Below are 21,966 nucleotides of genomic sequence, written 5' to 3' on the forward strand. Positions count from 1 at the left end.
ACACACCGATACACCTGCGCGGCAAGATATCGGATGATACATCAACCTTTGGAAGCAGGTTCACCAGCCATCAAATCCCCGATGATCGGTTGCTGCTTCATCACGACTGCTCAACTCAGCTTCGGCCGCCCTCCAATCCCGTCAGAAGCTCGACGCAGGGTCCGGTCTTGCGGCCGGCATCTGGACATTATGGAAATTTCGTAGGAAGTATACGAATACAACGATGCCAGATGGCCATGCAAACACAACAGGGGCAACAATGGAATTTCTCACCCGCCGCAAAGCCATGCCGGGAAGCGAGACCGCAGCGTCATCGCCAGGCGGGCTCAGGCGAACCCTTTCATGGCCGCATCTGGTGGCGCTCGGCGTAGGGGCGATCGTGGGCACCGGCATATACACTCTGATCGGGGTGGGGGCGGAGCGCGCCGGGCCGGCGGTCATCCTGGCGTTCGTCATCGCCGGGGTGGTGTGCGTGTGCGCGGCGCTGGCCTATGCCGAACTGGCCGCGATGATCCCGGTTTCGGGCTCGGCCTATACCTATTCCTACGTAACCCTCGGCGAGGGGGCGGCCTGGCTGGTGGGCTGGAGCCTGATCCTGGAATATACCGTGGTCTGCTCGGCCGTCGCCGTGGGCTGGGCCGGCTATTTCGCGGGGATGCTCGAAGGTCTGGGATGGGGGCTTCCCGCCGCCCTGACCCTGGCGCCGACGCAAGGTGGGATCGTCAACCTGCCGGCGGTGATCATCGTCGGCGTCGTCGCGGCCATGCTGATCCTCGGCACGCGCGAGAGCGCGCAGGTCAACACCGTGCTGGTCGTGGTGAAGATCGCAGCCCTCATCGCCTTCATCGCCATCGCCGCGCCGCATTTCAACCCCGATAACCTGCAGCCGTTCATGCCCTATGGCTTCGCCAAGTCCGGCACCGACGGGGCCGAAGTCGGGGTGATGGCGGCCGCCGCGATCATCTTCTTCGCCTTCTACGGCTTCGACGCCGTGGCAACCGCCGCGGAGGAGACGCGCAATCCCGGCCGCGACCTCAGCATCGGCATCGTCGGCTCCATGGCCGTGTGCATCATCCTCTACATCGCGGTCGCCGGCGCAGCGCTGGGGGCCATGCCCTTCACCGAGTTCATGCGCTCGCCCGAGCCGCTGGCCCATATCGTCCGCACCGTCGGCTCCGACTTCTGGGCGACCCTGATCGCCGGGGCTGCCGTCGTGGCCCTGCCCACGGTGATCCTCGCCTTCATGTTCGGCCAGAGCCGCATCTTCCTGGTCATGGCCCGGGACGGTCTGCTGCCCCGGCGGCTGGCCCGGGTCAGCGCCCGCAGCGGCGGGCCGGTGCGGGTCACAGCCGGGACCGCCATCCTGATGGCCGTCATCGCCGGCTTCTTTCCGCTGGGCGAGCTGGCGGCGCTGGCCAATGCGGGAACGCTCGCGGCCTTCACCGCCGTCGGCATCTGCCTGATCGTCCTGCGCCGGCGCGAGCCCGACCGGCCCCGCCTGTTCCGCGCGCCCGCCTGGTGGCTGGTCGGCCCGCTGGCCATAGGGGGCTGTATCTATCTGTTTTTCAGCCTGCCGACTGCGACCCAGATCAACTTCGTCATCTGGAACATGATCGGCGTCGTGGTCTACCTCCTCTACAGCCGGCGCGGCAGCCTGCTGAACCATGCCAAATCGTCGCCGGGAGCAATGGAATGAGCGTTTTCGACGCCGCGGACAGCATCGCCCTGTCGATTCAGGAGGTGTTCGATCTTTCCCTCCGGGTGCTGAAGGGCGCGGGACTGTCGGACGCCCACGCCCGGGCGGTCGCCCGGGTCATCACGGCGGGCGAGCGGGACGAATGCGCCTCGCACGGCCTCTATCGCCTGCCGGGCTGCGTCATGACCATCCGTTCGGGCAAATTGTCTCCGGACGCCGAGCCCGGGATCGTCGACGCCTCCCCTGCCCTGGTCCGGGCCGATGCCCGCTTCGGCTATTCGCTCCTAGCCTTCGAACGGGCGGCGCCGCTGCTGGTGGAGAAGGCCAAGGCAGTCGGCGTCGCGGCCCTCGCCATCACCAACTGCTTCCACTTTTCGGCCCTCTGGCCCGAGATCGAACATCTGACCGAGCAGGGCGTGGCGGCTCTGGCCATGACCCCCAGTCACGCCTGGGTAGCCCCGGCGGGCGGACGCAAAGGCCTGCTGGGCACCAATCCGCTCGCCTTCGGTTGGCCGCGGCCGGGCCCCCACCCCTATGTGTTCGACTTCGCCACCAGCGCCATCGCGCGCGGCGACCTGGCGCTGCACGAGATCGCCGGGCAACCCATTCCCGAAGGCTGGGGCGTGGATGCCGAGGGACGGCCTACCACAGACGCCCGCGCGGCGCTCGACGGCGCCATGCTGACCTTCGGCGGGCACAAGGGCTCGGCCCTTTCCACCATGATCGAGCTGCTGGCCGGGCCGCTGATCGGGGACATGACCAGCCGGGAGTCCATGGCCTTCGACGCCGGCGCCCAGGCCGCGCCCTGTCATGGCGAGCTGATCCTGGCCTTCGACCCGGCAATGCTCGGCGGCCCCGATCCCGCGGCCAATGCGGCGCGCGCCGAGGCCCTGTTCGCGGCCTTCGCCGACCAGGGGGCGCGCCTGCCGTCCGAGCGCCGCTACGCCGCCCGCGCCCGCAGCCTGGCGCGCGGCGTGCGCACACCGCGTCCGCTTTACGAGCGTATTCTGGCCCTGGGATTCTGAGCGCGGCGCCTCCGACTGCCGGAGGCCAGGCAACTATTTATTTTCAAAGGATAACCTGCACTGAATCAGAGGAGGAGAGACCATGCGCCCAATTCCGATGCTGACCGGCTGCGCCCTGGCTGCCCTGACCCTTGCCTCCGCCGCCCAGGGCCGCAGCGGCTTCCCCGGCCAGACGGACTGGAGCGACGACCCGCCGGTGCTGGCCTCGCTGGTGGCCTTTGCCGACCAGGAGAGCAACCTGCGCACCGCGGTGGTGCGCTATCTGCAAGACAGGGCGGCCATCGAACGGCGCTATCCGATCCTCTATTCTCCCGCGCGGGCGGCACGGCTGCATGCCTTCCACGACGCCTGGCGGGCGCGGCTGGCCGAAACCGATTTCGCCGCCCTCAATCCCGAAGGCCAGGTCGACTATGTCACCCTGCGCAACCGGATCGACCATGACCAGGCCATGCTGCGCCTGAGCGAGACGCGCGCCGCGCAGATCGCGCCCTTGCTCCCCTTCTTCGACCGGCTGCGCGCCTTCCAGGAAGCGCGCTTCGATCGCACCCGAGTCAATGCGCGCGAGGCGGCGGGCGTTCTCGACGGCGTGGCCGGCGAGGTGGAAGGTCTGAGCGCGGCCCTCGCGGACGGGCGCAAACCCTCGGGCGTCTCCGCCGTCGCCGGACGCCGCGCCGCGCTGCAGGTCGAGCATCTGCGCACGGTCCTGGACGACTACAACCGATTCTACGACGGCTATGATCCGGACTATTCCTGGTGGGTGCGCAAGCCCTACCAGCGCCTGGACGCGGCGCTGGAGGCCTATGCCGGCGCCCTGAACCTGCATCTGGCGGGGATACGGCCGGGAGAGCAGCCGCCCATCATCGGCGATCCGGTCCTGGCCCAGGGACTGGCGGCGGACCTGGCGCTGGAGATGATCCCCTATTCCGTGGCCGAGCTCATCCGCATCGGCGAGCGGGAGTTCGCCTGGATCGTCAGGGAGCTGAAGATCGTCTCCAACCGCATGGGCCATGGCGACGACTGGCATGCGGCGCTCGAGCATGTGAAGACCCTGGCGCCGGCGCCGGGCGAGGTGCCCTGGGCCATTTTCGACATCGCCGACTATTCCGAGCGGTTCGTGGAAAAGGACGGCTCCGTCACCATGCCGGCCCTGTCGCGCGAAGTGTGGCGCCTGGCGATGCAGACGCCCGAGCGCCAGCTCATCAACCCCTTCTTCTCCGGCGGCGAGGTGACGCGGCTGTCCTATCCGGTCGACAGCATGAGTCATGCGCACAAACTGATGTCCATGCGCGGCAACACCCCCCATTTCAACTTCGCCACCGTGCACCATGAGCTGATCCCCGGCCATCACATGCAGAAGTTCATGAACGACCGCTTCAACACCCATCGCACGCCGCTCACCAACACACCGGTCTGGCGCGAAGGCTGGGCGCTCTACTGGGAGATGATCCTGTGGGAGAAGGATTTCCCCCGGAACGACGCCGACCGGATCGGCATGCTGTTCTGGCGTCTGCACCGCGCGGCGCGGATCGTCTTCTCGCTGAATTACCAGACGGGTGCGTGGACGCCGCAGCAGGCGGTGGACTATCTGGTCCAGCAGGTGGGCCATGAGCGCGCCAACGCCGAAGCCGAGGTGCGCCGCACCACCATCGATGCGCCCTTCTATCAGGCGGCCTACATGATCGGGGGCCTGCAATTCCACGCCCTGCGGCGCGAGCTGGTGGACTCCGGCCGCATGACCGAGCGCGGCTTTCATGACGCGGTGATGCAATTGGGGCCGATGCCGGTGGAGCTGATCCGCGCCCGGCTGCTGGACCAGCCGCTGCAGCCCGATTACCGCAGCCGGTGGCGTTTCTATTCCGGCCCCGTGAACTAGGGCCGGACACTTCCTCCCCGCATGGCAATGGTGAACCAGGCAACCGCCGGGCTGGATTATCATATGCCGCTCGGCGGTTCGAAGAAGTCGCCTTTTTGCGCGCGCGAACAGGGCTTTGCGACGGCGAATTCTTCAACCGGATCAAGTCCGCCTACGCCTGGAGCTGACGCCAGCGGGCGGCGTCCGCCGTCAGCCTCCCCATTCCTGAGTCACCACGACCCCGCGCGGGTTCTCTGCGACAAGAGAATTATCCCTTTCTATTCAGTTGGATGAATAGCCAAACGGGTTTCCGGTTGGTTTTTTTGACACTTTTGCGGCGCTTGGTTGACATATGCAATTGGGCAGATAAAGTATCCGATATACGAAAATAAGCCTAGGGAGGACGGCTGGCCATTCTGCTGCGACGCCTTTGCCGCGCAGTTCGATGGTCACCCGCAGACATTCGCCAGGTCGGTCGAGGCCGGCCAGACGCAGGGAATCGGGCTAAGAAAGTGAGGGGAATATGTTGCCATTTGCCGACATGCGCATCCGCCTGCGCGCAACCACCATGCTGGGAGGCGTCGCTGTCCTGACGCTCGCGGGCTGGAGCGGGCTCGCCGCCGCCCAGGAGGCGGCAAGCGTCGAGGATATCGTCGTCACCGGCTCGCGCCTCGTGCGCTCGGACCTGAACGCGCCCAGCCCCACCACCATCATCGGGCAGGAGCAGATCGCGAACTCCGGCGCCACTACGATCGAGTCGGTGCTCAACGAATTCCCGCAGCTTTCCGGGGGGAATACCTCGAGCGTCAACTCGGGGGGCGGCTCCGGGGTCCTGACCGCCAACCTGCGCGGCCTGGGGGCGAACCGCACCCTGACGCTGGTGAACGGCCGCCGGTTCATCCCCGCCAACGGCGCGGGCAATGTGGACCTGGGCACGATTCCCAGCGCCCTGGTCGAGCGGGTGGAGATCATCACCGGCGGCGCCTCGGCCATCTATGGGTCCGACGCCATCGCCGGCGCCGTTAACTTCATCCTGCGCAATGACATCGACGGCCTGGAGACCTCCTACCAATATGGCCAGGCCACTGCCGGCGACGCCAGAAGCCACAAGATCGACGTCACCTTCGGCACGCCCTTCGCCGAAGGGCGCGGCAACATCATCCTCCATGCCGGCTACATGCAGCGCGATGGGGTGATGATGGAGGATCGCCGCTTTTCGCGGACTCCCCTCGACTCCGCGACCATGAACCCGACCGGCTCGGGCAATATTCCCGGCGGCCGCGTGGCCGTGAACGTGGGCCAACTCGCCGGGCAGTTGCCCAGAGGGCCGAACTGCACCTCGCCGCAGAACTCCATCCGCTTCGGCGAAGGCGCGGAAGTCTTTCAATATTGCACGCCCGAGGATCTCTATAATTACGCGAAGGGCAATTACCTGCTTCGCCCCTATGAGCGCCAGCAGTTCGCGGGCATCGCCCGCTATCGCGTCATACCCTCGGTCGAGGTTTATGGCGAACTGCACTATGTCAACACCAAGAACCAGTTCCAGCAGGCTTCGGACTCCCTCAACGTCCTGACGCCGGATCAGCCTTATTTCGAGGTGGCCAACTATGCCACCAACCCGGTGCTGCCGGCGCAGCTCCGCCAGTTCTTCATCGACAATGCGACGGTGTTCGATCCTCTGGGGACGGGCAACGCCCGCCTGGCGGGGGGCATCGCGCGCCGCTTCGACGAGCTGGGCCTGCGCAACTTCGCCTTCGACCGCACCACGGTCGGAGTCACGGGCGGGCTGCGCGGCGAGCTGGATTTCGGCGCCAATCAATGGCGCTGGGACCTGTTCGCCCAGTTCCAGCACTCGCGCACCGACGAGGTGGTGCAGGGGATGATGTCCTCGGCGCGGCTGGGTCTGGGGCTGAACACGACAGTCGACGGCGCGGGCAATGTGGTGTGCGCCAACCCGATCCTGGGCTGCGTGCCGGTCAATCCGTTCGGGCTGAACGCCTTCGGCCCCGAGGCGGCGGCGTTCATCACCCCGCATCGTTCCTCCACCGAGAAGTTCGCGCGCACGGTGATCGGCGGCTCGCTGGCGGGCGACCTGTTCCAGCTGCCCGCCGGGGCCGTGGCCGCAGCCCTGGGTTTCGAATATCGCAAGGACAAATATGACTATATGCCCGGTGCGACCGATCTCGCACGGGAATATGGCTCGTCGTCGCGCGGGATCACCGAAGGCGGCTATGACGTCGCCGAACTTTTCGGCGAATTGCGCGTGCCGATCCTGTCGGGGGTCTCGTTCGCGGATTCCCTGGCCGTGGAAGGCGCCGTCCGCTACTCGGACTATTCGAACTTCGGCGGCGCCTACACCTGGAAACTGGGCGTGGAATGGGCCCCGGTGAACTGGATGCGGTTCCGCGCCGCCTACAACAGGGCCAATCGCGCCCCGGCGATCAGCGAGCTTTACTCTCCGATCGTGGTCGGCTTCGCGGCCGGCTCCGACCCTTGCGCCGCGGCCAACAACCCGACGGCCGCCCAGAAGCAGCTCTGCGTGCAGCAGGGCGTGCCCGCCGCCGCCATCGACACCTTCACTCCCAGCGCCCTGGGCTTCAACCAGCGCTCGGGCGGCAACCCGGAGCTCCAGGACGAGACCTCGAAGACCTACACCGCCGGAGTCGTCGTCCATGTCCCATGGGTCAGCGGCCTGAACATCGCCGTCGACTATTTCAAGATCGAGGTCGACAACGCCGTGGCGACCCTGGGCGCCGCCGACACCCTGCGGGTCTGTTTCGAACTGCTGGACATCAACAGCGCGCCCTGCCGGGCGATCACCCGCATCCAGGGCAATGGCGAAGTGTTCGAGGTCAACGCCAGCAGCAGCAACATCGGTTCGCGCACCGTCGAAGGCATCGACCTGTCGGCCGACTGGTCCCTACCGCTGCCCGAAGCGGTCGCGTTCGGCAGCAACGAGGCGCGGCTGGCCCTGACCCTGAACGCCAACTGGATGTTCAAGCAGGTCAACCAGCTGATCGGCGCCAACCCCATCGATTGCGCCGGCTATTTCGGCACATGCACCCGCATGGGCGCGGGCGGCACGCCGGATTTCAGCGCCAATTTCGGCGCGCGCTACGCCTCCGGCCCGGTGATGGTCGGCACGCAGGTTCGCTACATCAGCGCCCTGAAGCCCATGGCGGGCGTCAACGCGCCGCTGGTGAACGCCGGAGCGGTGGCCTATTGGGATTTGAACGGGTCGGTCGACCTCAACGACCATCTCCAGTTGTTCGGCGGATTCAACAATCTGCTGGACCGCCAGCCCCGCATTCTGGGCCAGGCGCACGGCGGCGATTCCAACACCGACGTGACCCTCTACGACCCGGTCGGGCGCTCCTTCTTCGCCGGCGTCCGGGCGCGCTTCTAGGCTGGAAGGCGGCGCCGCAAGACCGCGCGGCGGCGCCTTTCCGACCCGGAACATGATATTCCGGCCGGGTCGCGCATTGCGCTTGATCAAGGGGTCATAAATCAGATATGGTATACTAAATTTAGCGAGAGGATTTCCCCATGGCGGGCGCCAAGATGCATTGGACCGGCGTTATTCCGGCGGCCACGACTCAATTCGACACAGCCTTCGCAATCGACCTGGACGCGACCCAGCAGGTGCAGGACGCACTCATCCAGGACGGCGTGGACGGCCTCATCGCGCTGGGGACGGTGGGCGAGAACAACTCCCTGGAGCCGGACGAGAAGCGGGCCGTCCTGAAGGCGGCGGTCGAGGTCGCCGCCGGCCGGGTGCCCGTCATCACCGGGGTCAGCGAACTCACCACCGATCGCGCCGTCCAATATGCGCGGGACGCCGAAGCCATAGGCGCCGACGCCCTGATGCTGCTGCCGGCCATGGTCTATGTGCCCACCCCCGAGGAGCTGGAAGCGCATTTCCGCGCCGTGGCGGCGGCGACGTCGCTGCCGATCATGCTTTACAACAATCCCATGGCCTACCGCGTTTCCCTGTCCAACGCGGACCTGAAGCGCCTGTCGGATGTGGAGAATATCGTCGCCATCAAGGAGAGCGCGGCGGATTCCCGGCGCATCACCGACATATTGAACGATCTGGGCGACCGCTTCACCGTCCTCGTCGGCCTGGACGATGTGGCGCTGGAAGGGCTGCTGCTGGGGGCCAGCGGCTGGATCTCCGGCCTGACGAACGCCTTCCCCGAGGAATCGGTGGCTCTGGTCAAGGCGGCGCGGGAGCGCGACCTGACCCGTGCGGTGGAAATCTACCGCTGGTTCATGCCCCTGCTGCACCTGGACTCCGAACAGGATCTGGTCCAGTCGATCAAGCTGGCCGAGCAGATCATGGGCAGGGGCTCCGAGCGGGTGCGCATGCCGCGCATGCCGCTTAGCGGGGCGCGTCGCGACTATGTGACGTCGATCGTCGAGAAGGCCGCCGCCACCCGTCCGGTCGGCTCCGGCCGGGCCGTGAGCCAGGCCTGAGCCGGGAGTAGCGATGCGCGACATCTTCTTTTGCATAGACGGGCACACCGCCGGCAACCCGGTCCGCCTGGTGGCCGGCGCCGCGCCGCTCCTGGCCGGGGCGACCATGGCCGAGCGGCGCACCGACTTCATGGCCCGCTACGACTGGATCCGCACGGCGCTCTGCTTCGAGCCGCGCGGCCACGACATGATGAGCGGCGGTTTCCTCTATCCGCCGACCCTGCCGGATACGGACGCGGGCGTGCTGTTCATTGAGACCAGCGGCTGCCTGCCCATGTGCGGGCACGGCAGCATCGGCATCCTCACCTTCGGGATCGAGCATGGGCTGATCCGCCCGCGCGTGCCGGGGCGGCTGAGGATCGAGGTTCCGGCCGGGCTGCTGGAGGTGGATTATCACGTCGAAGGCGAGCGGGTCGCTTCGGTGCGTATCCGCAACGTCCCCAGCTATGTGGCGGCCGAAGGCATCGCGATCGACGTGCCGGGCCTGGGCCCGCTCAGCGTGGATGTGGCCTATGGCGGCAATTATTATGCCATCGTCGAGCCTCAGGGCGCCTATCGGGGGCTGGACGCCCTGGGCGCGGCGCGGCTGATCGAACTCAGCCGGGCGGTGCGCGAACAGGTGCGGGCGGCGTTCCAGCCGGTGCATCCGCTGGAGCCGAGCATCGGCGGGGTCAGCCATGTGCTGTGGGCCGACGCGCCCCGGGGCGAAGGCGCTCACGGCCGCAACGCCGTCTTCTACGGCGAGAAGGCGATCGATCGCAGCCCCTGCGGCACCGGCACCTCGGCGCGTCTGGCGCATCTTCACGCCAGTGGGCGGCTGAAAACCGGCGAGGCCTTCGTCCACGAAAGCTATATCGGCAGCCGCTTCATCGGCCGGGTGGAAGCGGAGACGACCGTGGGCGACTTCAAGGGCATCGTTCCATCGATCGAGGGATCGGCCATTGCGACGGGTTTCAACACGATCTGGGTGGATCGTCGCGATCCCTTCTGGGCTGGCTTCCAGGTGGTCTGACCGGCGACGGCCGGATGGGCAATATTTTGCGTATCGTCATTGCAGGCACCGCAGGCTATGGGCGGGCGATCCAACCGGCCCGTCCGATGCAGCGATGATCGTCCATGCCTTCCAGCACCTTTGAAGTCAGAACCCTCTCGGATCGCCTCATGGAGGTGGTGCGCGACATGATCCTGTCCGGAACCATACAGCCCAATGTGGCCATCCGACAGGACAGCCTCGCCAGCGAGCTGAACGTCAGCAAGATCCCCTTGCGCGAAGCGCTGGTGCGCCTGGAGCAGGACGGGCTGGTGGTCTCGCAGCCCAATCGCGGCTTCTTCGTGCGCCCCATGAGCGTGGCCGAGGCCGAGGAAATCTACGCCTTGCGCCTGAAGCTGGAGCCGGACGCCTCCGCCCAATCGTGCCTGGCGGCCAGCGAGGCCGAGCGGACGGCCGCGCGCGAGGTGCTGATGCGGCTGGACGCCGCCGCGGCGGCGCATCAGCCTTCGGCGGGCGCTTTGAACCGCGCTTTCCATATCGCCCTGTCGCGGCCCGGGGACCATGCGGTGACGGCCGGGATCGTGGCGCGGATGCATGTCATGGCCGACCGCTATGTGCGCAAGCACCTGGAATATAAGGGCCGCCATCTGACCGCCGAGGCGGAGCATCATGAGATTCTCCAGGCCTGGCTGGATCGGGACGCCGACCGGGTCCGCAAGCTGGTGGCCGAGCATCTGGAACACACCCTGGCGGATCTGCGGCAGGAGTTCAGCTTAGGCCAGGCCGAGGCGCCCCAAGACCAGCCGGAGCGGCAGCGCCGCGCGTCCTGACGCTCCCGAAGAATCCCGCGCAGCCTTCACAGACGGGGCAAACGGCGGCAGGGACGCTTTGCCTCGGCTTCCGCATAGATCGTGCCGGCGATGACGCGCGAGCCGATGGCCCCGAGCCGGGCGAGGAAGGCTCAGTGTGCGGGTCCGCGACGGAGAGGATCATGAGGGGATTCCTTTCGGAGCCGCTTCCGCCTTGGCGGCACGGTGCGCCTTCAGGGCGGTGATGAGCAAGGTCACGCCGGCGTAGAGCACTACCACCACCACGCCCCAGCGCAGCACCGTCAGCGGCAGGGAGGTGATGACGAACGCCGCCAGCAGCACGGCCGGAATGCCTCCGATCGCCATCCCCAGCACCAGCCGCAGGTCGATGCGCTCGCTGCGGATGAAGCGCAGGCTGGAGACCGGCATCAGGAAGGCGCAGGCGCCCATCATGATCGGAAAGGCGGCGGTGGGGTTCATGCCCATCAGGCTGAGCATGATCAGGGAGGGCGCATAAAGGCCGATGCCAAAGCTCATCAGGGCGCCCATGATCACATGTGCGATCACAGCGATGACGAACAGCCCGCCCTCCAGCGACACGGCGTCGCCACCTGCGGGCATCAGGTTCAGGTTGGTCATGGCATAGAGCGCCGCGGCGATCAGCAGCGCCATCCCCACCAGCATCTGCACCGTCCGCACGGGCAGGCGCAGCACGATCGGCGCCCCGATCACCGCGCCCACCACCGAAGCGGCGATGCAGGCCACCAGCAGGATCGGGTCGACCTGGATCAGATGGATGAACACCAGGCCCTGGGCCACGGTCGGCAGGCAGTGCCCGGCGTTCAGCACCGCCGGCAGGAAGCTGTCCGGCACCAGCTTGCGGAAGCGCAGATATGCCGTGGTGGGCGCGAAGGAGCCGATACCCAGGGCGTCGAAGAAATTCGCCACCGCGCCAATGGCCACGCCCTCCGGTTTGGGCCTGGCCTCGCCGCGCGCCCGGGCCGTCCGCACCAGTTGAACGGCGTAGAAACCGGCGAGAAGCGCCAGAAGGGTCAGCAGAACCGCTACGATCATTTCATCTTTCCTCCCTCCGAGGAGCCGCCGCGCTCACGGTCGGACCACTGTCGAGGCAGGAGATCATGTTCTGAAATCAGATACAATATACTTTTATGCCGATGAGATTCTCCCTCTCCGCCTGCCTTGCCAGTAACCGGCCGATGAAGGGCGCGTCCGCTTGGCGGCGCTGGCCGCCCGTGCCCGGCTGTGTCGCGGGCGATTTCCTTCAGGCGAACAAGCAGATTTCGCCCGGCTCCTCATGCAAAGGTCGATGGAATGCCGGTCATCCGGCCGGGCAGCCAACCCATTTGTGAAGCGTTCCGCCACCAGCAATGGGGCAATCTGTCTGATGACAAGCCCTTATCCGGGCGATAAGCCGCACTCCATGTCAGGGCGCATCTCACAAATGGCTGTTGGGCGATACATGCTCGCCCTGCTGCTTCTGTGCGCGCTGGCCATGCGGATGGCCGTGCCGGCGGGCTATATGCCCGCCTTCGGAAACGGAACCGCCAGCCTGGTGCTTTGCTCAGCCTTCGGGGACAAGCGCATCGATGTGGATTTCGGCAAGGCCGGCTCCACCGACCAGCAGGCAATGGATTTGCCCTGCGTCTTTGCCTCGACGCCGGGGGCGATCCCGGCTTTCACCGGCGCACAAGCTGGCCTGCTTGCCTGGCCGCTCGTGTCCGCGGCCTTCTTCAGCGCCGCGATCGCCGACCTGACCACGCATCGGCTGGCCGCGCCGCCGCCACCCGCGCTCGGCCCACCCGCGCAGGCCTGACGGCTCGCGCGGACGGCGACCTCTGATGGGTCGCCCCTCATCAATGCCCTTTTGCCAAACAAAGCCCCTGCCCGGCTCGGCCGGTCGGGGCGCAATGGCAGCAGGCTGACGCGCGACGCCGGGGATTTCATCACCTCCCCCAATCCGTCTCGCTGAAAGCCATATCCTTGAAACTCGAAATCACCTCATTTGCCGCTATGATGCTGGCGACCCCCGCCGCGGCCGCCGACTTCGCGCCTGAAACCATCATCGTGACAGGTGCCCAAACCGGCGAGTTCGGCGCCAAATCCGCAATCCCGCTCGAACGCATGCCGCAAAGCGTGCAACTGCTCGACAGTCAGGAGCTGATCGACCGGGGCGTGCGCAGCATGGGCGACGCCTTGCGGGCCGTTCCTTCCGCCAATGCCGGCGGCGCGCGCATTTCCCGCTATCAGAGCTTCGGGCTGAAAATCCGTGGTTTCGCTGCCGACCAGATGCGCAACGGCATCCGCCAGCGCTATTATGAGGATGTCGACGCCTCCGCCCTTTCCAACATCGACCGCATCGAAGTGCTGAAAGGCCCGTCGGCGGTGCTGTTCGGCCAGTCGGCGGTGGGCGGGCTGATTTCGATCGTCACCAAAAGGCCGACCGACAGCTTCGAGGCCTCCGCCGCCCTCACCGGCGGCAGCTACGGCCAGAAGATGGCCACCATCGATATGGGCGGCCCGGTTTCCGGGCATCTGGGTATCCGCTTGACGGGAGAAATCGAACGCTCGGGCAGTTTCGTCGACCATCAGGACATGGACCGGGAGAATGTCGGCCTGATGCTCAGATGGGCGCCGAGCCCTGACGTGTCGGCGCATCTCGTCGGCGAATATGTCCGGCGCGCCACCGTCAACAACCCCGGCCTTCCCGTTGTCGGAACCGTGCTGGAGAATGGCGTGGGCCGCGTTCGCCGCGGCGCCTTTCTGGGAGAGCCGGAATTCACCGATCTGGTGGCCGATGCCGTGCTGATTCAGGCATGGGTCGATTTTCGCATGGCCGACAACTGGGTGCTGACACCCCGTTTCCAGTTCAACCAGTTCAACACCTCGCTCGACCAGATCCGGCTTCTGGCCCCCAGGCCCGGAAGCCGGACGCTGATCCAGCGCAACGGCCGGCGCGGGCGCGAGGATGACGACTATTATATCGGCCAGGTCGATCTCGCCGGCCAGTTCCTTGCCGGCGGCGTCATCCACAAATTGCTGGTGGGCGTGGAATACAGCGCCGATCGCCCCAGCTTCCTTCAGCACGACATCGTGCCCGGCGGCGTGCCGCCGATCGATTCGATGAACCCGGTCCCCGCCTTCGGCAAAGCCGGGCCGGAACTGGCCTTCACCTATCTCAGCCTTTCCAGCGTCAATGGCTTCGCGGCCTATGCGCAGGACCAGATCGCCCTCAGCGACCGCTGGGATCTGGTCGCCGGCCTGCGCCATTCGTTGTTCGACTATGACAATCGCCGCAACGGCGTGCGCAACGCCGACAGCTTTTCCAACACGAGCTGGCAGCTTGGCAGCCATTACCGGCTGGGCGGCGGCTTCTCGCTCTATGGCGGCTATAACAGCGGTTTCGATCTGGAGCCTGTGGTGGGCGCCCGATCGAAGGATGGAACGCCCTTCAAGCCGGAAACCTCCGACCAGATCGAGGCCGCGTTGCGGCTGGCGCGCGGCGGCTTCAGCGGCAGCCTTTCCGTCTTTCGAATCCGCCGCAACAATGTCGCGACAGCCGATCCGCAGGACCCGAATTACGAAGTGCAGGAAGGGCAGCTCCGCAGCCGCGGCCTGGAGATCGAAGGCGAATGGGTTCCGCTGCCCGGCTGGTGGCTGCAAGGCGGTTACGCCCATATCGACGGCCGCGTCACCCGCAACAACACCCCGGGCCTGAAAGGCGCCTGGATGGGCGATACGCCGCGCAACACCGCCACGCTTTCCACCCGCGTGGCACTGGGCGGCAGCGGGATCGAATTGCGCGGCGGCGCCTATTATGTCGGCGAGCGCGCACTGGTGAACGGCAGCGACATCATCCTGGGCGATTATCTGCTGCTCGACATCGGCGCCGGCGCGCGTTTCGGCAACCTCAGCCTGGACGCCGCGCTGACCAATCTCACCGACCGCACCTACTACACCGCCAACGGCGGCGCGAACTTCGTCTATCCGGGCGACCCCCGGATGCTGAGCGTTCGCCTCGGCTATCGTTTCTAGGGAGGGCGTGATGGCAAAAGCTGAATCCTCCCGTCGCTACCGGGCGATCTGGCGCTGGCATTTCTGGGCCGGGCTCATCGTGGCCCCCTTCCTGCTGATCCTCAGCGTCACCGGCGCCATCTACCTGTTCGACGAGGAATTGAACGACCTGCTGATGCCGGAACTGCATTTCGTGGAGCCGGTCCACCACGCCCTCCCGCCATCGGCGCTGATCCGCGCGGCCATCGCCGAATATCCCGGCACGCCGACGCGGATCGACATTCCGGACGCCGCCGATCGCCCGGCCAAGGTCCATGTCCGCCCGCATCGGGGCGAGCCGCTGCATGTGATGGTGGACCCGGCCAGCGGCCGGGTGCTGGGCAGCTTCGTCTATACGCGAACGCTGGTCGGCTTCGCCGATGTGATGCACGGTTCGCTTACGCTGGGCGAGCGCGGGGACGCCATCGTCGAGCTGGCCGCCTGCTGGGCGCTGGTGCTGATCGCCACCGGCCTCTATCTCTGGTGGCCGCGCGGCCGCTGGAAAGCGGCGGGAATTCTCTATCCACGCCTCAGCGCAAAGGGCCGGCTGTTCTGGCGGGACGTGCACGGCGTGGCGGGCGTCTGGAGCCTCGCCTTGATCCTGTTCCTGCTGCTCACCGGCCTGCCCTGGGCGGTGGTTCAGGGGCCGCTGATCCGGGGCGGGATGGAGGCGCTGGGGATCGGCGCCCCGCAACAGGCCTGGGGGCATATGGCCCCCGCAAGCCAGCCGATGGGCAAGGCGCTGGGGCGCATAAGCTGGACGCAGGAAACCGCGCCGATGCCGGTTTCGGATCCAGTCCACTCGGGGCATCATGGCGAGCACGCATCGACTTCGGGGCCGGACGAAGCGGCCATCGCCGGCGCGGACTCTGTTTTCGACCGCGCGGCTAAGCTCGGGATGGCGCGGGGTTACCGGCTTTACCTGCCGCAAGGTGAGACCGGCATTTACACCGCCCTCGCCTTTCCCGGTAGGCCGCAGGGCCAGCGGACCCTTCACTTCGACCGCTGGAGCCACGAACTGCTGCGCGAATATGCCTGGTCGCAATATGGTGTCGGCGCGAAGGCGGTCGAGCTGGGCGTGCAGATCCATATGGGGCGCTATTTCGGCCTGCCGAACCAGTTGCTGATGCTGTTTCCCTGCCTGGCCATCGTCCTGCTGGTCGGCAGCGGCATCGCCATGTGGTGGAAGCGACGGCCCGCAGGCGCATTCGCCGCCCCTCCCCGCGCGCCTCAGGCGCGAATGCGCGGCGCGCTGTGGATCTTGGCCGTCGCGGGCATGCTGATGCCGCTGCTGGGTCTGTCGCTGATCCTCGTCTGGCTGATCGACAAGGCCGCGCAGCGCTTCCTCACACCTCCTTGCGATAGGCCAGCAGCCTCAGCGCGTTGAACACCACCAGCAGGGTCGAACCTTCATGCAGCAGCACCGCCGGGCCGATTCCAAGGCCCATGATCGTGGCCGGCACCAGCAGCGCCACCACGCCCAGGCTGACGAACAGATTCTGCCGGATGATCCCCCGCGTGTGGCGGCTGAGGCCGACGGCGAACGGCAGATGCGACAGATCGTCGGCCATCAGCGCCACGTCCGCCGTTTCCAGCGCCACGTCCGACCCTGCCGCGCCCATGGCGATGCCGACGGTTGCGTTGGCCATAGCCGGCGCGTCGTTGACGCCGTCGCCCACCATCGCCACTGCGCTTTCGGCCTTGAGCCGCCGGATCGCCTCTACCTTGTCCTCGGGCATGAGGTCGCCCCAGGCCTCGTCCAGCCCCACTTCCTTCGCGACGCTTTCCGCCACCTTCTGATGATCGCCGGAGATCATGATCATCCGCCGGATGCCGAGCCCGCGCAGCTTTTTCAGGGTGGCGGCCGCTTCCGGGCGGGGCGTGTCCATAAGGCCGATGGCTCCCAGGTCGCGACCGCCCTTTCGCACCACCATGCTGGTCTGACCGGCTTCGCGCAGGCCGGCAATGGCTTCCTCCATGGCCGGCGAAAGCGGCTCGAAACCATTTTCGCCGAACATCTCGGCCTTGCCGATCAGCACCTGCTCGCCGTCCACCATGGCGGACACGCCCTGCCCCGTGTGACTGCGAAGCGCGGTCGCCATCGGAACCGTTTCGCCCTCCAGCCGGCTTCTGCCGTCGCTGGCGATGGCGCGCGCCAGCGGATGATCGCTCAACTCTTCCACGGCAACGGCCACCGCCATCAACTCGCCCGCCGTCACACCGAGTGCCGGCACGACGCTGCGGATATGCGGCTCTCCAACCGTCAGCGTGCCGGTCTTGTCGAAGGCGATGGCCTCCAGCGAGCCGAGCAGTTCCAGCGGTGCCCCGCCCTTCACCAGTACCCCGCCCCGCGCCGCGCGCGCCACGCCGGAAAGCACGGCGCTCGGCGTGGCGATGGCCAGAGCGCAGGGGCTGGCCGCCACCAGCACCGCCATGGAGCGGTAGAAGCTGTCGCGGAAAGGCTCGTCCACCACCACCCAGGCGAACAGCAGCAGCACGGCAAGGCCCAGCACCAGCGGCACGAAGATCCGCTCGAACCGGTCGGTGAAGCGCTGCGTCGGCGAGCGGCGGGTTTCCGCTTCGCTCACCAGCCGCACCACCTTCGCCAGCGTCGATTCCCCGGCGCGGCGGGTCACTTCGATCTCGATGGCGCCGGCGCCGTTGATGGTGCCGGCGAACACCCGCGAGGCCGCATCCAGCAGATCGGGCCTGGCGCGCGCGGCTTCCGCATCGGCCACCGGCCGCTTGTCCACCGGGATGCTCTCGCCCGTCACCGGCGCCTGGTCGATGCTGCTCTGGCCGGCGACCACGAAACCGTCGGCCGCCAGCCGCTCGCCGGGGCGGACTACGACGATGTCGCCCACTTCCAGTTCGCCGACCGGCAGCTCCACCAGGGCGCCATCCCGCCTGACGCTCGCCACATCGGGGGCCAGTTCCGCCAGCGCCTCGATCGCCGCCCGCGCCTTCCCCATGGCGTAATGTTCCAGCGCATGGCCGAGGCTGAACAGGAACAGCAGCAGCGCCCCTTCCGCCCAGGCCCCCAGCGCCGCGGCGCCGGCAGCGGCCACCAGCATCAGCGTGTCGATCTCGAACCGCTTCAGCCGGATATTGTCGATCGCCTCGCGCAGCGTGAAAAAGCCGCCGAAGACATAGGCCAGCATGTAAAGCGCAACCGGCAGCCAGCTTGGCGCACCAGCAACCAGCTTCTCAATGGCGAAGCCGGTCACCAGCAGGCCGCCGCAGAGCAGCGCGAAGACCAGTTCGCTGTTCGCGCCGAACAGGCCGCCATGGTCGTGCGAATGGCCATGCTCGCCCGGCCCATGGTCGTGGCCGGCGTGCTCGTCGGGCGCCGGCTGTGCCAGAGGCTGCACATTGCGGACATCCAGCTTCGCCAGTTCCGCCCGAACCGCCGCTTCGGAGGTTTTCGCCCGATCATATTCCAGGCTGAGCACCCCGGCCCCGTTCGCATTGGCTTCCAGCACGCCCGGCAAGGCGCGCAGCCGATCGGCGATGGTGCGCGCCCGGCGGGGATGCAGCGCCCCTTGCATCTGCCACAGCAGATGGCCGACCCGCTGGGTGATTTCCGCCCCCGCCGATTCCGCCAGTTCGCGGATGCGCCAAAGCGGGATCAGATTGGGGTCGTAATGGATGCACAGCGTCGTCGCCCCCGTTTCCATAGGGGCGACATGGGCATCCTCGACACCTACATGGCCCTTCAATTCGGCGATGAGACGGCCGACGCAACTGTCCCCGGCGTCCTGCACGTCCGGCAGGATCACCGGGATGTCGATTTTCAGCCGATCCGTCATGCTGCGGACTCCTTTTCGCGCTGTCCGAAACGGGCGTAGAGCGCCGGCAGCACGAACAGGGTCAGCGCCGTCGCCGAAATCAGGCCGCCGATCACCACCGTCGCCAGCGGCCGCTGCACCTCCGCCCCGGCGCTGGTGGCCAGCGCCATGGGCACGAAGCCCAGGCTGGCCACCAACGCCGTCATGATCACCGGCCGCAGGCGCAGGCGGGCGCCTTCGAACGCCGCCCTTTCCCGCCGCATGCCGTTCGCCATCAACTGCTGGATCGAAGTGACCATCACCAGTCCGTTCAACACAGCAATGCCCGACAAGGCAATGAAGCCGACGGCCGCCGATATGGAAAAGGGCATGCCGCGCAGCGCCAGCGCCGCCACGCCCCCCACCAGCGCCAGAGGCACGCCGGTGAAAACGATGACGGAATCGCGGACGCTGCCGAGTGCGGCATAGAGCAGCAGGAGGATGAGGGCGAGGCAGGCCGGGACCACCAGCGTCAGCCGCTTGCTGGCCGATTGCAGATTCTCATACTGCCCGCCCCAGTCCAGATATTGCCCGGCCGGCAGCCGCACCTCCTCGGCGATTCGCGCCCGCGCGTCGCCGACCACCCCGGCCACATCCCGGCCGCGCACATTGGCCTGCACGACGATGCGGCGCTTGCCATTCTCGCGGCTGATCTGGTTAGGCCCCTCCGTCACCGCGATGTCCGCGACGCTTTCCAGCGGCACGAACCCCCCGCCGGGCAGCGGCACGGGCACCTGCCGCAAACGTTGGAGATCGGCACGGGCCTCGTCGCTCAGGCGGATCGTCACCGCGAAGCGGCGATCCCCCTCGAAGATAAGCCCCGCGTCCCGGCCGCCGACGGCCGCCGCGACCACCGCCTGCACATCGGCCACGGTCACCCCCAGCCGCGCCATCCGGTCGCGCTTCGGCCGGATATCCAGCATGGGCAGGCCCTCGGTCTGCTCCACCCGCACGTCCACCGCGCCTTCGGTTTCCCGCAGGATGGCGGCGATTCTGTTGGCGGTCGCGTTCATGGCGTCGGCGTCGTCGCCGAACACCTTCACCGCCACATCGCCGCGCACGCCGGCGATCAGTTCGTTGAAACGCATCTGGATCGGCTGGCTGATCTCATAGGCGCCGCCCGGAATATCCTCCAGCTTCGCTTCCACCTTCGCCACCAGTTCCGCCTTGCTGAGGCCCCGGTCGGGCCATTCCTTCCGCGGCTTCATCACGATGAAGGTGTCCGAGATGTTAGGCGGCATCGGGTCGGAGGCCAGTTCCGCCGTTCCGGTCTTGGAAAAGACGAACTTCACTTCCGGCACGGTGGCGATCGCCCGCTCCACCCGATTCTGCATCGCCTGCGACTGGTCGACGGACGTGCCCGGTATCCGCAGCACCTGCACCGTCATGTCGCCCTCGTCCAGTTGCGGCAGGAACTCCTGCCCCAATGTCAGGAAAAGCGCACAGGCGCCGATGAAGGCGCCAAAGCCGACGCCCGCCGTCAGCGTCGGCCGCTGCATCGCCTTCTCCAGATTGGGCTCGTAGCGGGCGGAAAGCCAGCGCATGATCCGCCCCTCCTTCTCGTCCACCGGCTTCGACAGCCAGATCGCCAGCATGGCCGGCACGAAGGTAAGCGACAGGATGAAGGCGGCCACGAGGGCAATGATCACGGTCAGGGCCATGGGCGTGAAGGTCTTGCCTTCCACCCCCGTCAGCATCAGCAGCGGCACATAGACGAGGATGATGATCGCCTGCCCGAAGACGGATGGGCGGATCATCTCCCGCGCGGCCGAGGCGATCACCGGCAGCCGCTCGTCCAGCGTCAGCAACCGCCCGAGCTTGTGCTGCCGCTCCGACATGCGCCGCAGCGCATTCTCGACGATGATGACGGCGCCATCGACGATCAGTCCGAAGTCCAGCGCGCCAAGGCTCATCAGGTTCGCCGAAACCCCGGCCTTCAGCATGCCGAAGCTCGTCATCAGCATGGTGATGGGGATCACCANCCGAAGCTCGTCATCAGCATGGTGATGGGGATCACCAGCGCGGCGATCAGCGCCGCGCGGAAATTGCCGAGCAGCGCGAACAGCACGGCGATCACCAGCAGCGCCCCTTCCGTCAGATTCCTGGCGACGGTCTGGATGGTGGAATTGACGAGGGACGTGCGGTCCAGCACCGGCTGGATCGTCACGTCGGTCGGGAGCGAGGCGTTTATCTCGCCGATGCGCGCGGAAACCGCCGAGGCGACTTCCCGGCTGTTCTCGCCGATGCGCATGATGGCGGTTCCCACCACCACCTCCTTGCCATTCTCCGAAGCGGAGCCATAGCGAACCGCCTGACCCAGCCGCACGTCCGCCACCTGGTCCAGCTGGATGGGCGTGCCGCCGCGCGTGGCGATCACCGTTTCCGCCAGTTCGCGGGCGTTGCGGATGCGCGCGTCGGAGCGCACGGCAAGCCCTTCGCCGCCCCGGTCCACCACACCCGCGCCGATGCCCTGGTTGTTGGCTTCCAGAGCTTCCGCCAGATCGTTGAGCGTCAGCCCCATGGACGCCAGCTTCTGCATGTCCGGCACCACCTGAAACTGCTTCACATGGCCGCCGATGGTGTCGACACCCGCAAGCCCCGGCGTTCCCCGCAGCAGCGGCGCCACGATCCAGTCCTGCACGGTGCGCAGATAGGTGGCCTTGTCGGTTTCCGTCAGCAGCCGCTCGCCCTCGGGCGTGATATAGCTGCCGTCGGGCTGCAGACCCGGCTCGCCGGGCTTGTGATCGTCCTCGTCGCGATGCTCGAAATGCACCGTCCACATGAACACTTCGCCCAGACCCGTGGCGATCGGCCCTATCTGCGGCACGGCGCCATCGGGCAGGCTCTCCTCGGCCAGACGCAGCCGTTCCGCGACCTGCTGGCGGGCGAAATAGATGTCGGTGCCGTCGGTGAATACCGCCGTCACCTGCGCGAAGCCGTTCCGGCTCAGCGAACGGGTGTATTCAAGCCCCGGCACGCCGGCGAGGGCGGTCTCGATGGGAAAGGCCACCTGCTTCTCGACCAGTTCGGGCGAAAGCGACGGCACGGAGATGTTCACCTGCACCTGATTGTTGGTGATGTCGGGCACGGCATCGATCGGCAGCCGGCTGATCGCCCAGGCGCCGATGACGATGGCGATCAGCGTCATCAGCAGGATGAACCAGCGGCGTTCGACGGAAAATGTGACGACGCGGGCAATGAAGCTGGAATTGTTCATGG

12 protein-coding genes and 1 pseudogene are annotated in these 21,966 nt (G+C 66.9%); 10 read left to right on the top strand and 3 right to left on the bottom strand.

Features of this window, described 5'->3' with window-relative positions; translation table 11 throughout:
* Positions 1 to 259: 259 nt before the first annotated feature.
* The 7 genes from L6Q21_RS03955 to L6Q21_RS03985 all read left to right on the top strand — a co-directional run bounded on the left by L6Q21_RS03955 (position 260) and on the right by L6Q21_RS03985 (position 10,870).
* Positions 260 to 1,696 carry an amino acid permease gene (locus tag L6Q21_RS03955; protein ID WP_418895800.1) on the top strand — a complete coding sequence of 479 codons (1,437 nt, stop codon included), beginning with the start codon at positions 260 to 262 and terminating at the stop codon, positions 1,694 to 1,696.
* Positions 1,693 to 2,721: an Ldh family oxidoreductase gene (locus L6Q21_RS03960; protein ID WP_237829241.1), complete on the top strand. Its 1,029-nt coding sequence runs from the start codon at positions 1,693 to 1,695 to the stop codon at positions 2,719 to 2,721. The genes L6Q21_RS03955 and L6Q21_RS03960 overlap by 4 nt, the downstream gene beginning before the upstream one ends.
* 82 nt (positions 2,722 to 2,803) lie before the next feature.
* On the top strand, positions 2,804 to 4,594 hold the full coding sequence (locus L6Q21_RS03965) for a DUF885 family protein (RefSeq protein WP_237829243.1): 1,791 nt from the start codon (positions 2,804 to 2,806) through the stop codon (positions 4,592 to 4,594).
* A gap of 502 nt (positions 4,595 to 5,096) precedes the next feature.
* On the top strand, positions 5,097 to 7,979 hold the full coding sequence (locus L6Q21_RS03970; protein ID WP_237829245.1) for a TonB-dependent receptor plug domain-containing protein: 2,883 nt from the start codon (positions 5,097 to 5,099) through the stop codon (positions 7,977 to 7,979).
* Positions 7,980 to 8,119: 140 nt separating this feature from the next.
* The gene (locus tag L6Q21_RS03975) at positions 8,120 to 9,049 is read left to right on the top strand and encodes a dihydrodipicolinate synthase family protein (protein WP_237829246.1); all 930 of its coding nucleotides are present in this window, start codon (positions 8,120 to 8,122) and stop codon (positions 9,047 to 9,049) included.
* 13 nt (positions 9,050 to 9,062) lie between these two features.
* Entirely contained in the window at positions 9,063 to 10,061 is a 999-nt protein-coding gene (locus L6Q21_RS03980; RefSeq protein ID WP_237829248.1) for a 4-hydroxyproline epimerase, read from the top strand.
* Between the two features lie 104 nt (positions 10,062 to 10,165).
* On the top strand, positions 10,166 to 10,870 hold the full coding sequence (locus tag L6Q21_RS03985; protein WP_237829250.1) for a GntR family transcriptional regulator: 705 nt from the start codon (positions 10,166 to 10,168) through the stop codon (positions 10,868 to 10,870).
* Positions 10,871 to 11,029: 159 nt separating this feature from the next.
* Here L6Q21_RS03985 and L6Q21_RS03990 read toward each other — a convergent pair whose 3' ends face one another.
* A complete protein-coding gene (locus L6Q21_RS03990) occupies positions 11,030 to 11,923 on the bottom strand; it encodes a sulfite exporter TauE/SafE family protein (RefSeq protein WP_237829251.1) in 894 nt (297 codons plus the stop codon).
* Positions 11,924 to 12,329: 406 nt separating this feature from the next.
* On the opposite strand from L6Q21_RS03990, the gene L6Q21_RS03995 reads away from it, so the two are divergent.
* From L6Q21_RS03995 to L6Q21_RS04005, 3 genes are all read left to right on the top strand, one after another.
* Positions 12,330 to 12,683 (top strand): hypothetical protein, encoded by a 354-nt coding sequence (locus tag L6Q21_RS03995; RefSeq protein WP_237829252.1) that lies wholly within the window; start codon positions 12,330 to 12,332, stop codon positions 12,681 to 12,683.
* A gap of 197 nt (positions 12,684 to 12,880) precedes the next feature.
* Positions 12,881 to 14,902 (top strand): TonB-dependent receptor, encoded by a 2,022-nt coding sequence (locus L6Q21_RS04000; protein ID WP_237829253.1) that lies wholly within the window; start codon positions 12,881 to 12,883, stop codon positions 14,900 to 14,902.
* Between the two features lie 10 nt (positions 14,903 to 14,912).
* Positions 14,913 to 16,307: a PepSY-associated TM helix domain-containing protein gene (locus L6Q21_RS04005; protein ID WP_237829254.1), complete on the top strand. Its 1,395-nt coding sequence runs from the start codon at positions 14,913 to 14,915 to the stop codon at positions 16,305 to 16,307.
* On the opposite strand, the gene L6Q21_RS04010 is transcribed toward L6Q21_RS04005, so the two are convergent.
* Together L6Q21_RS04010 and L6Q21_RS04015 are read right to left on the bottom strand one after the other, a co-directional pair.
* On the bottom strand, positions 16,267 to 18,729 hold the full coding sequence (locus tag L6Q21_RS04010; protein WP_237829257.1) for a heavy metal translocating P-type ATPase: 2,463 nt from the start codon (positions 18,727 to 18,729) through the stop codon (positions 16,267 to 16,269). The two genes, L6Q21_RS04005 and L6Q21_RS04010, sit on opposite strands and share 41 nt — an antisense overlap.
* Positions 18,683 to 21,964: pseudogene (locus tag L6Q21_RS04015) on the bottom strand (efflux RND transporter permease subunit); the annotation flags it as partial. The gene L6Q21_RS04010 and the pseudogene L6Q21_RS04015, both read right to left, overlap by 47 nt.
* Positions 21,965 to 21,966: the final 2 nt, after the last annotated feature.

The sequence above is a fragment of the Sandaracinobacteroides sayramensis genome (assembly GCF_022014495.1).
GTDB lineage: Bacteria > Pseudomonadota > Alphaproteobacteria > Sphingomonadales > Sphingomonadaceae > Sandaracinobacteroides > Sandaracinobacteroides sayramense.

Coding starts and splice junctions, on each gene's coding strand:
- L6Q21_RS03955 (WP_418895800.1), top strand. CDS start 260: ATGGAATTTCTCACCCGCCGCAAAGCCATGCCGGGAAGCGAGACCGCA.
- L6Q21_RS03960 (WP_237829241.1), top strand. CDS start 1,693: ATGAGCGTTTTCGACGCCGCGGACAGCATCGCCCTGTCGATTCAGGAG.
- L6Q21_RS03965 (WP_237829243.1), top strand. CDS start 2,804: ATGCGCCCAATTCCGATGCTGACCGGCTGCGCCCTGGCTGCCCTGACC.
- L6Q21_RS03970 (WP_237829245.1), top strand. CDS start 5,097: ATGTTGCCATTTGCCGACATGCGCATCCGCCTGCGCGCAACCACCATG.
- L6Q21_RS03975 (WP_237829246.1), top strand. CDS start 8,120: ATGGCGGGCGCCAAGATGCATTGGACCGGCGTTATTCCGGCGGCCACG.
- L6Q21_RS03980 (WP_237829248.1), top strand. CDS start 9,063: ATGCGCGACATCTTCTTTTGCATAGACGGGCACACCGCCGGCAACCCG.
- L6Q21_RS03985 (WP_237829250.1), top strand. CDS start 10,166: ATGCCTTCCAGCACCTTTGAAGTCAGAACCCTCTCGGATCGCCTCATG.
- L6Q21_RS03990 (WP_237829251.1), bottom strand. CDS start 11,923: ATGATCGTAGCGGTTCTGCTGACCCTTCTGGCGCTTCTCGCCGGTTTC.
- L6Q21_RS03995 (WP_237829252.1), top strand. CDS start 12,330: ATGCTCGCCCTGCTGCTTCTGTGCGCGCTGGCCATGCGGATGGCCGTG.
- L6Q21_RS04000 (WP_237829253.1), top strand. CDS start 12,881: ATGATGCTGGCGACCCCCGCCGCGGCCGCCGACTTCGCGCCTGAAACC.
- L6Q21_RS04005 (WP_237829254.1), top strand. CDS start 14,913: ATGGCAAAAGCTGAATCCTCCCGTCGCTACCGGGCGATCTGGCGCTGG.
- L6Q21_RS04010 (WP_237829257.1), bottom strand. CDS start 18,729: ATGACGGATCGGCTGAAAATCGACATCCCGGTGATCCTGCCGGACGTG.